Below are 13,444 nucleotides of genomic sequence, written 5' to 3'. Positions count from 1 at the left end.
GCAAATCAAAAAATCGGTTTTGAATTCTAAAAATAAGCAACCAATAAAGTAAACCATTTAAATTCTCACTAAGTCATAAAAATCGAGATATGACTACTCCGATTAATTTGGCTACAAATTATTTTGAAGTTATCTATTTCGTTTTTTGTTATATTTTATTATAATTTGCTCAAAAATGTTACCAATCAAAAAAAACATTCCATTCTCATCCAATCTACCAATTTCTTTACTTCATTATTGCAACTGTTTCTAAAAAACACCTTACTTTTATCCTTTTAAATTAATAATTCAAACCCAATAATCGTGACAAAAGATCTGATTATCAAAAATATTAGTGCTTTGAAGAGCCATTTTTCCATTAACTACGGAATCAAGACAAAAACAGAAGCCTTTACGGAGAAACTATTCTATACACTATTTGATGCCAATGCGCCTTTAAATGAAAGCATCGATGAGCTGGAAATACTATTCAAAGAAATTTCTTCAATTGCCTGTAAAAAACCGCATGCGATGTGCGACACTATTTGGGACAAATATCTAAAAACCTTGCCATCGGTTCTTGAAAAATTGAATCAGGACGCAGCATATATTTTAGAAAATGACCCGGCTTCAAACAGTATTGAAGAGGTTTATTTGGCTTACCCAGGATTTTACGCAATTGCCATTTATCGACTAAGCCATGAATTGTACTTATTAGATCTATTATTGTTCTCCAGATTGATGAGCGAATACGCGCATCGCATCACGGGTACAGACATTCACGCAGGTGCAACTATTGCGTCGCCTTTCTTTATTGATCATGCCACCGGAATTGTAATTGGAGAAACGACAGTGATTGAAAAACACGTGAAAATTTACCAAGGAGTTACTTTAGGAGCATTAAGTGTAAGCAAAGACATGAAAAATGCAAAAAGACATCCTACGGTGGAGAAAAATGTTTGTATTTATGCCAATGCAACTATTCTTGGCGGAGAAACCGTCATTGGTAAAAATAGCATTATTGGAGGAAATGCTTGGGTTACCAAATCTATTCCTGAAAAATCCATTGTTCTCAACACCACAACTACAGAAGTAAAAATAAAAGAAATAAATTAGCATGAAGCCACAAAAATTATTAGACTTGATTGGAAATACCCCTTTAGTGGAAACAGTTAATTTGATACAAAATAAAAACGTAACACTTTTATTAAAGCTTGAAGGAAACAATCCCGGAGGTAGCGTAAAAGACAGAGCAGCTTACAATATGATTAAATCCGCACTGGAAAGAGGGGATATCAAAAAAGGCGACAAACTCATTGAAGCGACCAGTGGAAATACTGGAATTGCTTTGGCGATGATTGCCCAACTATTCAATATCGAAATTGAATTGGTTCTACCGGAAGATTCTACCAAAGAACGCACCCAAACCATGCGTGCTTATGGCGCCACCGTAATCCTTACCCCTGCAGCAACCGGAATTATTGGTTCCAGAGATTATGCCGATAAAAAAGTAGCCGATGGCGGTTATATCATGTTAAATCAATTTGCAAATGATGACAACTGGAAAGCACATTATAAAACCACAGGTCCCGAAATATGGAATGATACCGATGGAACTGTAACCCATTTCATTTCTGCTATGGGAACTACGGGAACTATTATAGGAACTTCTACTTATTTGAAAGAGAAGAATCCTGCAATCCAAATCGTAGGTGCACAACCAAGTGATGGCTCTCAAATCCCGGGAATCAGAAAATGGCCTCAAGAGTATTTGCCTAAAATTTTCGATGCCTCAAAAGTGGATACGATTGTTGAAGTCACCGAACAAGAGGCGCGAGACATGACCAAACGTTTGGCTCTGGAAGAAGGTGTTTTTGCAGGAATGAGTAGCGGAGGTTCTGTAGCAGCAGCCCTAAAAATAGCGGATACTATAGAATCGGGTGTGATAGTCGCCATTATCTGTGACCGTGGTGATCGTTATTTATCCTCGGATTTATTTGATTAAAAAAATCACAAATCAGCCTTGCTTTTGTAGATCTTTTTGATATGATAAGCAAGGCTGTTCTTTTTGACTTTCTTTCTTTAACCATATAAGTAACAGAAGGCCATTCAAGTCTTAGTTTATATTTATTAGGCTCATGTCTACTTATATTTCTTATGTAGTTTAATTTTACCGTACTGTTTCACAACATTTCCAGTAGCCCTTTTTTATATTTTTATGAGTAATGAATTCCAGATCTGGTTACAAATGAAAAACACATCATTACTTTATTGCATTTTATTTTTAGCATTATTTATGGGAGGAAAAGCACAGGCTCAAGACTGGCCAAATTTAAATAAATACCAAAACGAAAATGTGAATCTAAAACCAGCAGCAGCAGGACAAGATAGGATTGTATTTATGGGCGATTCCATAACGGAATTTTGGGCAACGGTAAATTCGGAATATTTTACAGGAAAACCGTATATAAATCGAGGAATTAGCGGACAAACAACGCCTCAGATGTTGATTCGTTTCAGAGCCGATGTTATTGCTTTAAAACCTGCAGCAGTGGTGATTTTAGCCGGAATAAATGACATAGCAGGCAATACAGGTCCCGCGACATTGGACATGATTAAAAACAATATTTTTTCTATGATCGAATTGGCAAAAGCAAACCAGATTAAAGTAATCCTTTGTTCTATATTACCCGCTTTTGATTTTCCTTGGACACCCAATCAAAATCCTGCTGAAAAAATTATAGCCTTGAATGAACTCTTAAAAAATTACGCTGCCGCCAATGGCATTTTATATCTTGATTATTATTCGGCAATGGTAGACGGAAGAAAAGGACTGCTGGCCTCCTACTCTAATGATGGCGTACACCCCAATAAAGTAGGCTATCAAATCATGGCTCCTCTTGCTGAAGAAGCAATAACCAAAGTTTTATTAGAAAAATAATTATTACTTAAAAAAAATACAAAAATGAACTATCGCAGACTAGGTAAAACAGATTTTGAAATCTCCGAAATATCACTTGGCACATGGCAAGTAGGTGGAAAATGGGGTTCTCCTTTTAATGATAAAACTGCAGATGAGCTAATAAATACCGCCATAGATAACGGCGTGAATTTTATTGACACTGCCGATGTTTACGAAAATGGATTGAGCGAAACCGCCGTAGGCCGAGTGGTTCGTTCCCGTTCGGAACGCATTTATGTCGCTACCAAATGTGGCCGACACATCAATCCGCATGTCAATGAAGGTTATCAGCCAAAAGTGCTGCAAAAATTCGTAGAAGATAGCCTAAAAAGAACTGGACTCGAAACCTTGGATTTAGTTCAACTACATTGTCCTCCCACCGAAGTATTTTACCGTCCGGAAATCTTTGAAATGTTTGATCGTTTGAAAGAACAGGGAAAGATTTTAAATCTTGGCGTTAGTGTCGAAAAAGTGGAAGAAGGATTAAAAGCTATTGAATTTCCAAATGTATCAACGGTTCAGATTATTTTCAACCTTTTTCGTCAACGCCCATCAGAATTATTTTTCAAAGAAGCAGTAAAACGTGATGTCGGTATCATTGCAAGAGTACCGTTAGCGAGCGGATTGCTAACAGGGAAATTTAATGCTAAAACGACTTTTGACGCTCAAGATCACCGTAATTTTAATCGGAATGGAGCGGCTTTTGATAAAGGAGAAACATTCTCCGGAATTAATTATGAACTAGGCTTAAAAGCCGTAGAAGAATTGAAAGCATTATTTCCTGAAGCAACAAATCTGGCTCCTATTGCATTACAGTGGATTTTGAGTTTTGATGAAGTGAGTTGTATTATTCCTGGCGCATCAAACGAAAGTCATGTATTGTCCAATTTATCGGTTTATGATTTACCAAAATTAACCTATGAAAAAACTGTGGCTATGAATGAAATTTATGAACGTTATATCAAACCTGAAGTACATCAACTTTGGTAATTCATTCGATAGGATTTATAAAAAAGGCTCGATTTTATTGAACTGCCCCCAAAAAGTTAGACACTATTTGGACAGTTAATATTGTAAATGGAGCCTTTTCCGTGAATTTTTTTTTTAATACTATACTAACACTTCTAGAATTGCTGTATTCCATACTTTAGAAACAGGAACTGTTTTTCTGCGTTTCTAAATTAACATATCCATTATTCCTCTAATTTTTTTTTAATTTACCGGTAAATAATAAGCTAGATTCGAGAAAAAGGTAATCAATAATTAATTTGTTTAAAATAAATTACTCAGCCTACAATGGAAAATATATTGTATCTCAACATATTTTCTTGTTCGTTACCAAATCTTTAAAGAATTACAAGTACTGTTTTATTAATAATTAACATTAGATTTTAGAAAGGAGAATCACTATGTTTGTAGAAATGCTAAAAATTCATTGGCATATACAATCCTTTATAACGCTATCGGGACAATAATCTCAGAACGTGTAATATCAAATAATTTTAGGTGTTTATGAAACAAATTAAACTAAAAATAGCACCCTTACAAAAAACAGTATTATTACTAATTCTACTTTTAGGTGTAATATACCTCCTCTATACTTGGAAACAATTTAAAAATGATCAGGCTGATGAAGTATTGCAAATTGCAAGATCTATTGAAACAACGTTGCCAAAAGAGAATTTAAAAACACTTAAAGGAAAACCAAGCGATATTAATACCCCGGAGTATAAGGCTATAAAAAATACCTTGAAAGCAATAATTAGCGTCAATCCCAAAGCACGATTTGCATATATCTATCTAAGGAAAAACGGAAAAATATACTTTATTGCAGATTCCGAACCTACTGAATCAAAAGATTATTCGCCTCCCGGCCAGGAATATTCTGAAGCTGACTTAGTTTACAGCTTACCTTTTGACAATGGAAAAGAATTTGTTACAGGTTCACTAACCGATAGATGGGGAACATGGATAAGTGTACTTATTCCTATAAAAGATAAAGTTAGTGGAAAGACTATTGCCGTATTTGCAATGGATTTTAACGCAAAATCATGGGATACTATATTATTAATCAAAATAATACAATCCAGTGTACTAATCGTATTATTGTTATTGGCATTCCTTTTCTTATTTAAAATAAAAGCTAAGAATGATATGCTTAAGTCTGACAACACAAAACACAGACACACTGAAAATGAGTTAAGAGAAAGCGAGAAAAAGTACCGTACCATTTTCGAAAACATACAAGACGTATTCTATCAAACCGACCTCGCGGGGATTATTCTCGAAATAAGCCCATCAATTGAATATTTTTCTGAATTCACTAGGGATGAAATCATAGGCACCCCTGTAAATAATCTCTATTCTAACCCTGATGACAGGAATCTTCTGCTTGACGCAATAATGAAAAATGGAGAAGTCCTTGATTATGAATTAAAACTTAAGACAAAAACTGGTAAAATAAAGCATGCTTCAATTAACGCCCGTTTAATAGTAGATGAGAATGGTAATCCAGACCATATTAATGGAGCAATACGGGATATTACAGAGCGTATACTATCTAAAACTAAGCTCATCGAAAGCGAATACCGCCTGCGAACTATCATTGAAGCTGAACCTGAATGCATCAAGATAGTGGATGCAGAGGGTCGATTGTTATTGATGAACCCTGCTGGGTTAGCTATAATCGAGGCTGATTCAATGGAACAAGTAGCTGGGCAAGGGATTTTTAGTCTTATCACTCCAGAATACCGTAATGCTTTTATAAAAATGCATAAACGGGTAATAGCTGGCGAATCAATACAAATGGAATTCGAATTAGTGGGCCTTAAAGGTGGGCATAACTGGCTAGAGACTAGCGCCGTTCCTTTGCAATACCACGGTAAGGTGGTCTACCTCGCCCATACCCGCAAAATTACCGAGCGCAAACGGGCTGAAGAGATGTTAAAGAACAGTGAAATGTTTTTAAAAGAAACGCAAACAATTGCACGACTTGGCACATATACTATAAATACTAAAAATGATACTTGGACAAGTTCTGATATTTTAGATACAATTTTCGGAATCGATTCTTATTATGATAAAACGATACCAGGGTGGATTTCGATTGTACATCCGGAGTGGAAACAAATAATGCACGATTATTTTATAAATGTAGTGATCGGTAATGAATACAAATTTGATAAAGAATATAAAATTATAAGAAATAACGATAAAGAAGAACGATGGGTTCATGGATTGGGTGTAATGCTCTTTAATGAAGAAAATCAACCCATAAAAATGATTGGTACCATTCAAGATATTACCGAACGTAAGCGGAATGAAGAGGAACTTACAAGCGCCAAAGAAAAAGCCGAAGAAAGCGACCGTCTAAAATCGGCATTCCTTTCCAATATGAGCCATGAGATCCGCACTCCTATGAACGGCATTCTGGGCTTTGCTGAATTACTTAAAGAGCCTAGCTTAACTGGTGAAGAGCAGCAAGAGTACATAGGCATTATAGAGAGAAGTGGCACTAGGATGCTCAATATCATCAACGATATTATTGATATTTCTAAGGTGGAATCGGGATCAATGAAAATTTTAATTTCTGAAACGAATATCAACCAGCAAATTGAATACATCTATACCTTCTTTAAACCAGAGATTGATGCTAAAAACATGCAGTTTTCCTTTAAAAATTCATTACCATCAAAATTGACCCTGATTAAAACAGACCGAGAGAAAATCTATGCCATTCTTACCAATCTGGTTAAAAATGCTATAAAATTTACCCATAACGGCTCTATTGAATTTGGCTATGTCTTGAAGCCTTCTAAACCAAGGGCAGCGGGTATTTCAGGCTATCGTTTTGAGCCGTTCGAACTGGAATTTTATGTAAAAGATACAGGTTCAGGTATTCGGAAAGAACAATTGGAAATCGTTTTTGAAAGGTTTAGACAAGGTAGCGAATCGCTAACCCGAAATTATGAAGGAGCCGGATTGGGATTATCTATCTCAAAAGCTTTTGTGGAAATGTTAGGTGGAGAAATTTGGGTAGAAAGTGAAATTGGAAAAGGTTCCATATTCTATTTTACCATTCCATACAATTGCGAGCAAGAAGTAAAAGAGACAGTAAAAATTATTGATTTGGTTCATGCTGATGAAAAGCAAATTAAAAGCCTAAAAATATTAATTGTCGAAGACGACAAAATATCAGGAAAACTACTTACACAAACAATAAAGAAATTTAGTAAAGAAATTTTAAGGGCAAAAACTGGAATTGCAGCGGTTGAAATTTGTCATAATAACCCCGACATAGATTTGGTATTAATGGATATTCAAATGCCTTTAATGGACGGTTATGAAGCCACCAAAAAAATACGGAAATTTAATACAGCTGTTATTATCATTGCACAAACAGCTTATGCACAAACCGGTGATAAAGAAAAGGCAATAATAGCAGGATGCAATGATTATATTTCAAAACCTGTAAAGAAAGAGGAATTAATCGCAATAATGCATCAGTATTTCAAAAAAAAAGGAAATGAATAACTCTAATTATTTGACAGAAAAAGTGTGAATTAATTTCAAAAGAAAAAAAGTTGTAACATGAAAAGGCTCGATTTAATTGTAAATCGAGCCTTTTTACAAATTATTATTTTTTATACTAATGAAGCCGTAGCAGAAATTGCTGCATTCAATAGTTTCGAAATAGGACAATTTTTCTCTGCTTTTGTAACTAATTCTTGAAAAACAGCATCTGTAATTCCTTTTACTTTTGCATTTACAGTTAAGTGAGACGTTATAATGGTCCCTTCTACCAAATCAATATTGCATTTGGTTTCGATGCTTTCAATTTCAAAACCACCTTCAGTGATATAAGCAGAAAGCTGCATTGTAAAACAACCAGAGTGCGCTGCTGCAACGAGTTCTTCGGGATTAGTCCCTATGCCTTCTTCAAAACGGGCTTTGAAAGAATATTGTGTGTTTTCTAAAGTTTTACTTTGTGTTGTGAGTTTTCCAGCTCCCTCTTTAAGTGAACCATTCCAAACTGCAGTTGCATTTCTTTTCATAATTATAGTTTTTTAGTTTTCTCAAATTTAGTTCTTTTAAAAAATATATTTTGCGGAACTCCATATTTTTAACGAAATATTTAAAGTTCTATTGAAATCAATTTATATTATCAAAAATGAAGTGCCTATATTAATTCCATCACTTTTAGATGAAAGTTTCCAATTGTATTTTTCGACATTTTTTAGCCTTCCGTAAAAGAAATAATTGATTATGAATTTAAATCATTTATTGTAAAAAAAAAGAGCAAATTGGCCTTGGGAAGATTAATTTGCTCTCTTTTTTTTAAAAATTATCTCAATAGTAATTAGTCATTACTTTTACCTCTAACTAGAGCTACTATTATTATTATAAAAACTGCCACACCTACTACCAAAGCCCATGGTTCTACATACCATTCATTTCCACCATCTTTCACATTCAAATTTACATCCACTTTTTTATCTTGTGCCCATATAAGACTTTGAGAAAAGAAAAATGTGCCTATTACTAAAGACTTTTTTAGGCTTGCGCTGATGTTCAATAACTGTTTCATGTTGATCGTTTTTAAATTAGTTATAGATATTATATTAAAAATATATTAACGCTAATTTAATGAAATGTTGCGTAATTAAATAAAAATATTACATAATTAATATTAATTCAACATAAATTAGACTGTTTGCTTTTATTCAATAAATTTTAATTAATGTAGTTTACCAAACGACAACTTCCCTACCCTGATTATACTTAAAAACTTGTAATTTCTAGAACTTTAGAACACCTGTAAGTAAAGAGCGACTCCTCACCCCAACCTCTCTCCAATGAAGCGCAGAGCAAAAAGCTATTTTACGGGCATAGTGTTGTTGCTAACGGAATTGCAGGTTTGGAGCGGAAAACAGGAATTAGCTCAAATAAAAAACACTTGAAATTAAAAATATTTACTAATTTGAATTTATAAAACCATTCAAACGCTTATTTTTGCGCTATGGCAAAGAAAAATACAGACAAAGTTGTCTTTCATCAAATAAAAGTCCTTGATGCTGGTGCAAAAGGCGTTTCGGTAGCAAAAGCTCCGGATGGTAAAGTAGTTTTTATCCCGAATGTGGTTCCGGGTGATGTAGTTGATGTGCAGACTTTCAAGAAACGCAAGGCTTATTACGAAGGAAAAGCAGTTCATTTTCATGAATATTCTGAGCATCGTGTAGAACCTATTTGCGAGCATTTTGGTGTTTGTGGCGGTTGTAAATGGCAAAATATGAAATACAGCCAACAGTTGTACTACAAGCAAAATGAGGTAAAAAACCATTTGCAACGCATCGGAAAAATAGAACTTCCGGAATTTGAACCGATTCTTGGTTCAGAAAAGCAGTTTTTTTACAGAAACAAAATGGAATTTTCGTTTTCGAACAGCCGTTGGTTGACCCAAGAAGAAATTGACAGCACCGAAGATTTAGGAAACAGAAACGCCCTTGGTTTTCACATTCCTAAAATGTGGGATAAAATTCTCGACATCAACAAATGTCATTTACAGGAAGATCCATCCAATGCGATTAGAAACGAAGTGAGAGATTTTGCCAATGCACATGGTTTGACTTTCTTCAATCCGAGAGATCATGAAGGATTGCTAAGAACTTTGATGTTACGTACGGCTTCAACTGGTGAAATCATGGTTTTGATTCAGTTTTTTGAAAACGACAAAGCTAACAGAGAATTGCTTCTTGACCATATTTACGAGAAATTTCCGCAAATTACTTCGCTGCAATACGTGATAAACAATAAAGCCAACGATACTTTATACGACACTGACATTAAATTATACAAAGGAAGAGATTACATCTTGGAAGAGATGGAAGGCTTAAAATTTAGTATTAATGCGAAATCTTTTTACCAAACCAATTCTGACCAAGCTTATGAACTGTATAAAATAACACGTGATTTTGCCGGATTGACTGGAAATGAAATCGTTTATGATTTATATACCGGAACGGGCACGATTGCGCAGTTTGTTTCGAAAAAAGCAAAAAAAGTAATCGGTGTGGAAAGTGTTCCTGAAGCAATTAAAGATGCTAAATTAAATGCTGAACGCAATGAAATTACCAATTGCGAGTTCTTTGTAGGAGATATGAAAGTTGTTTTCAACGATAGTTTCATCGCTCAACACGGACATCCTGATGTAATTATCACCGATCCGCCAAGAGACGGGATGCACAAAGATGTAATTGAACAAATTATGAAAATTGCTCCTGAAAAAGTGGTTTATGTAAGTTGTAATTCGGCTACACAAGCGCGGGATTTGGCTTTGATGGACGAGAAATACAAAGTGACTCGGGTACGTCCTGTGGATATGTTTCCGCAAACGCATCACGTTGAAAATGTAGTACTTTTAGAAAAAAGATAATTGATTTTTATTGCTTCGCTAATTCGCAAAAACTCGGTGAAGATTAACGATTTTTGATTGCAGCTTTTAATAACTGCAATCAAAAATCTTCATTAAAAAAACATGAGAAAAATAATTTTATTGGTATTCGTTTTAGCGCTATCATTCTCCAGTTGTGAGAAAGATGATATATGCGATGCAAATACTCCTACAACGCCACGTTTAGTCATTGGCTTTTATGATTTCTTGAATCCTTCGGTTTTGAAAAATGTGACAAATCTAAAAGTAGTTAGTCCAGGAATGACTGATGGAATTATTTTTAATGCTAGTGCTACTGATGACTCTAAATACCTGACTAACGGAAGCACGATTTCAATTCCATTGAAAACAACCGACGATACAACAAGCTATAGTTTTATTTTAAATTCCGGAAATACAAATCCAGCATTGGTAAACCAAGACAATATAAGGTTTGATTATACCAGAGCTGACTTTTTTGTATCAAGAGCTTGTGGTTTTAAGACGCTGTTTACGTTAAACACTTCAAACCCTTACACACATACTGATGCAGCGGTTCCTGATACAAAATGGATTAAATACATCTCGGTTGAAAAAAGTAATATCGATAACGAAAATGACACACACATTAAAATATTTTTTTAGTTTTTGCCTCATGTTGTCTCTTTTTTTGGCGCAAGCACAAGACACCGACACCATCCAAATAAAAAAAATGGATGGAGTCGTTCCTGAAGCTCCAAAACCTGTAGTTAAAAAAAACTCATCCGAAATAAAGAACGATACCATTATAAAAACAGATCGTTATGGTTTTCGTGTAGGTGTTGATCTATACAAATTGACGCGTGCATTATATGATAAAAATTATAAAGGCTTAGAATTAGTTGGCGATTATCGTTTGACAAAAAGATATTTCTTGGCAGCTGAAGTTGGAAACGAAAATAAAACAACTGAAGACGACCGATTGAATACCACAGCAAAAGGGACTTACCTAAAAGCAGGTTTTGATTACAATGGCTATGAAAACTGGCTGGATATGGAAAATATTATTTCGATAGGAATGCGATTTGGTTTGAGCAGTTTTAGTCAACAATTGAACAGTTATAAAATCTATAATGCTAATCCTTATTTTGGCCAAGTACCGGCAATTACATCCGGAGCTAAATACAGTGGACTGACCGCTAGCTGGATTGAAGTCGTGGCAGGTGTAAAAGCTAAAGTTTTTGATAATGTGTTTGTAGGTTTCAGCCTTCGCTTGAACGCATTGGTTTCTAATAAAAAACCAGACAATTTTGACAATCTATATATTCCTGGTTTCAATAGAACCTATAATGGTACTTTCGGGGTAGGATTTAATTACTCAGTTACCTACTTCATCCCTTTTTACAAGAAAAAAATAGCTTCAATCGTTTCTAAAAAAGTAGAGAATAAATAATTCCGAATATAGAATAAAAAAATATCGCAAAGAAAACAACAGTTCTCTTTGCGATATTTTTTTGTTTTGAGTAATGAATAAACATATACTCTAAGACTTTTTAAAACTATCCAATAACCCGAAGTCCTTTAATGAAAATCCATTTCATAAATAATTTTTCCCCATCCTTCGTTTTCACCGCTTGAAATTTTGGTGATAAAAGCGTCCCAACTACAAAAGCAGTCAATGGAACCCAATATCCAGTTAAATTAGTAAATTGGTCCACTATAAATCGGAATGACGTAAATAAAATTGCAAAACAACCAAGTTGGAAAAGAAATGCGCGTACTTGTAATTTGGTCATAATAAATTATGAGTTTTAAGTTATGTTTTTAATAATCTGCTAACTGTTATCTGATATCTTAAATCTGCTCACTGTTATCTGATACTTGAGCCGAGTCTTCGCGAACATCCTGAAACTTAGTTCTCTTGCTACCTTCGTACATTTCGTATTTTACCAATCGTGCTTCTAAACCAGCATTGAAAAGTTTGATTTTTCTCGAAGGTTTTAGTCCAACATATTTCAAGGCTTCCAGATTAGCCGTAATAAACCAAGCATTTGTACCAGGGTAATTTTTCTTTAAGGTATCACCAATACTTTTGTAGAATTCTTCCATATGAATATCCAATCGCTCATCATAAGGCGGATTGAAAACCATGTGTAATTTCCCTTCTGATGTTTTTTCTGTATCAAAAAAGTTCTTTTCCTCGATAGAAATATACTCCTCAAGATTGGCATTTTTGATATTATCTTTGGCTTTTTGAACCGCACTTGGTGCTTTATCAAAACCTTTTATGGTGTAATGAAACTCACGAACGCGCTTCAATAAGCTGTCTGAAATACTATCAAACAAATCATTGTCCCAATCGTTCCATTTTTCGAAAGCAAATTCTTTACGATTGATATTTGCCGGAATATTACAGGCAATCATCGCCGCTTCTGCTAAAAATGTTCCCGAACCACACATTGGATCCAAGAAATCACCTTGACCATCCCAACCGGAAAGCAATAGAATTCCTGCAGCCAAAACCTCGTTTATAGGAGCAATATTGGTAGCGGTTCTATACCCACGTTGGTTTAATGAATTCCCGGAAGTATCGAGTGCAACAGAAACTTGGTCTTTATCAATATGAATATTGATTCTCAAATCAGGATGTACTTTATCAATACTTGGCCGTTGTCCCGTTCTTTCTCTGAACTGATCTACGATTGCATCTTTACATTTTTGAGAAACAAATTCCGAGTGATTAAAATATTCCGAATGTACCGTTGTGTCAATCACAAAAGTCTGATTGGCATTCAGTAATTTAGACCAGTTCATACTAGAAATACCTTTGTATAAAGCCTGTTCATTATTTGCCTTGAAAAAATAAATAGGTTTCAGGATTTTCAAAGCCGTACGTAAAGCTAAATTCGCTTTGTACATAAACCCTTTATCCCCTTTAAAACTCACCATTCTCACTCCCTGCTCCACGTTTTGTGCGCCAAGCATTTGCAATTCTTTTGCTAATATTTCTTCAAAACCAAAAAAGGTTTTGGCAATCATTTTATAATTATTTTCCATTGTAAAATCAAGTATTCGTTGCAAAAATACACTAAATT

Annotated in this window: 12 protein-coding genes; 8 read left to right on the top strand and 4 right to left on the bottom strand. The window is 34.6% G+C overall.

The window, feature by feature from the left end:
* Positions 1 to 303: 303 nt before the first annotated feature.
* The 5 genes from epsC (at position 304) to ACM55G_RS10345 (ending at position 7,474) form a co-directional block, all read left to right on the top strand.
* Complete coding sequence (epsC, locus tag ACM55G_RS10365; RefSeq protein ID WP_416843850.1) at positions 304 to 1,095, top strand: serine O-acetyltransferase EpsC; 792 nt, start codon at positions 304 to 306, stop codon at positions 1,093 to 1,095.
* 1 nt (position 1,096) lies between these two features.
* Positions 1,097 to 1,984, top strand: a complete 888-nt coding sequence (cysM, locus tag ACM55G_RS10360) for a cysteine synthase CysM (RefSeq protein ID WP_416843849.1) — start codon at positions 1,097 to 1,099, stop codon at positions 1,982 to 1,984.
* Between the two features lie 243 nt (positions 1,985 to 2,227).
* On the top strand, positions 2,228 to 2,920 hold the full coding sequence (locus tag ACM55G_RS10355; protein ID WP_416843848.1) for an SGNH/GDSL hydrolase family protein: 693 nt from the start codon (positions 2,228 to 2,230) through the stop codon (positions 2,918 to 2,920).
* A 24-nt stretch (positions 2,921 to 2,944) separates the two neighbouring features.
* Positions 2,945 to 3,931, top strand: coding sequence for an aldo/keto reductase (locus ACM55G_RS10350; protein WP_416843847.1), 987 nt, complete (start codon positions 2,945 to 2,947; stop codon positions 3,929 to 3,931).
* Between the two features lie 522 nt (positions 3,932 to 4,453).
* Positions 4,454 to 7,474, top strand: coding sequence for a PAS domain S-box protein (locus tag ACM55G_RS10345; RefSeq protein WP_416843846.1), 3,021 nt, complete (start codon positions 4,454 to 4,456; stop codon positions 7,472 to 7,474).
* 110 nt (positions 7,475 to 7,584) lie between these two features.
* Here the strand turns inward: ACM55G_RS10345 and ACM55G_RS10340 are convergent, their stop codons facing one another.
* Positions 7,585 to 7,995 (bottom strand): OsmC family peroxiredoxin, encoded by a 411-nt coding sequence (locus ACM55G_RS10340; protein WP_416843845.1) that lies wholly within the window; start codon positions 7,993 to 7,995, stop codon positions 7,585 to 7,587.
* 305 nt (positions 7,996 to 8,300) lie between these two features.
* Positions 8,301 to 8,528 carry a hypothetical protein gene (locus ACM55G_RS10335; RefSeq protein WP_416843844.1) on the bottom strand — a complete coding sequence of 76 codons (228 nt, stop codon included), beginning with the start codon at positions 8,526 to 8,528 and terminating at the stop codon, positions 8,301 to 8,303.
* A gap of 432 nt (positions 8,529 to 8,960) precedes the next feature.
* Between ACM55G_RS10335 and rlmD the strand changes: the two genes are divergently transcribed.
* The 3 genes from rlmD (at position 8,961) to ACM55G_RS10320 (ending at position 11,802) form a co-directional block, all read left to right on the top strand.
* The gene (gene rlmD / locus ACM55G_RS10330; protein ID WP_416843843.1) at positions 8,961 to 10,373 is read left to right on the top strand and encodes a 23S rRNA (uracil(1939)-C(5))-methyltransferase RlmD; all 1,413 of its coding nucleotides are present in this window, start codon (positions 8,961 to 8,963) and stop codon (positions 10,371 to 10,373) included.
* Positions 10,374 to 10,475: 102 nt separating this feature from the next.
* A complete protein-coding gene (locus ACM55G_RS10325) occupies positions 10,476 to 11,015 on the top strand; it encodes a DUF6452 family protein (protein WP_416843842.1) in 540 nt (179 codons plus the stop codon).
* Complete coding sequence (locus tag ACM55G_RS10320) at positions 10,987 to 11,802, top strand: DUF6048 family protein (protein WP_416843841.1); 816 nt, start codon at positions 10,987 to 10,989, stop codon at positions 11,800 to 11,802. The genes ACM55G_RS10325 and ACM55G_RS10320 overlap by 29 nt, the downstream gene beginning before the upstream one ends.
* Positions 11,803 to 11,908: 106 nt before the next feature.
* On the opposite strand, the gene ACM55G_RS10315 is transcribed toward ACM55G_RS10320, so the two are convergent.
* Both ACM55G_RS10315 and ACM55G_RS10310 read right to left on the bottom strand, forming a co-directional pair.
* Complete coding sequence (locus ACM55G_RS10315; RefSeq protein WP_416843840.1) at positions 11,909 to 12,145, bottom strand: hypothetical protein; 237 nt, start codon at positions 12,143 to 12,145, stop codon at positions 11,909 to 11,911.
* 58 nt (positions 12,146 to 12,203) lie between these two features.
* The gene (locus ACM55G_RS10310) at positions 12,204 to 13,406 is read right to left on the bottom strand and encodes a THUMP domain-containing class I SAM-dependent RNA methyltransferase (protein ID WP_416843839.1); all 1,203 of its coding nucleotides are present in this window, start codon (positions 13,404 to 13,406) and stop codon (positions 12,204 to 12,206) included.
* Positions 13,407 to 13,444: the final 38 nt, after the last annotated feature.

It is taken from the genome of Flavobacterium algoriphilum, from assembly GCF_048158655.1.
GTDB classification, from domain to species: Bacteria; Bacteroidota; Bacteroidia; order Flavobacteriales; family Flavobacteriaceae; genus Flavobacterium; species Flavobacterium algoriphilum.
Note: the sequence above shows the minus strand (reverse complement) of the source record. Positions and strands in the feature narration are given on the sequence as shown.

Bases quoted from the DNA above. Each gene is read 5' to 3' on its own strand.
- cysM (WP_416843849.1), top strand. From the start codon at position 1,097: ATGAAGCCACAAAAATTATTAGACTTGATTGGAAATACCCCTTTAGTG.
- ACM55G_RS10355 (WP_416843848.1), top strand. From the start codon at position 2,228: ATGAAAAACACATCATTACTTTATTGCATTTTATTTTTAGCATTATTT.
- ACM55G_RS10350 (WP_416843847.1), top strand. From the start codon at position 2,945: ATGAACTATCGCAGACTAGGTAAAACAGATTTTGAAATCTCCGAAATA.
- ACM55G_RS10345 (WP_416843846.1), top strand. From the start codon at position 4,454: ATGAAACAAATTAAACTAAAAATAGCACCCTTACAAAAAACAGTATTA.
- ACM55G_RS10340 (WP_416843845.1), bottom strand. From the start codon at position 7,995: ATGAAAAGAAATGCAACTGCAGTTTGGAATGGTTCACTTAAAGAGGGA.
- ACM55G_RS10335 (WP_416843844.1), bottom strand. From the start codon at position 8,528: ATGAAACAGTTATTGAACATCAGCGCAAGCCTAAAAAAGTCTTTAGTA.
- rlmD (WP_416843843.1), top strand. From the start codon at position 8,961: ATGGCAAAGAAAAATACAGACAAAGTTGTCTTTCATCAAATAAAAGTC.
- ACM55G_RS10325 (WP_416843842.1), top strand. From the start codon at position 10,476: ATGAGAAAAATAATTTTATTGGTATTCGTTTTAGCGCTATCATTCTCC.
- ACM55G_RS10320 (WP_416843841.1), top strand. From the start codon at position 10,987: ATGACACACACATTAAAATATTTTTTTAGTTTTTGCCTCATGTTGTCT.
- ACM55G_RS10315 (WP_416843840.1), bottom strand. From the start codon at position 12,145: ATGACCAAATTACAAGTACGCGCATTTCTTTTCCAACTTGGTTGTTTT.
- ACM55G_RS10310 (WP_416843839.1), bottom strand. From the start codon at position 13,406: ATGGAAAATAATTATAAAATGATTGCCAAAACCTTTTTTGGTTTTGAA.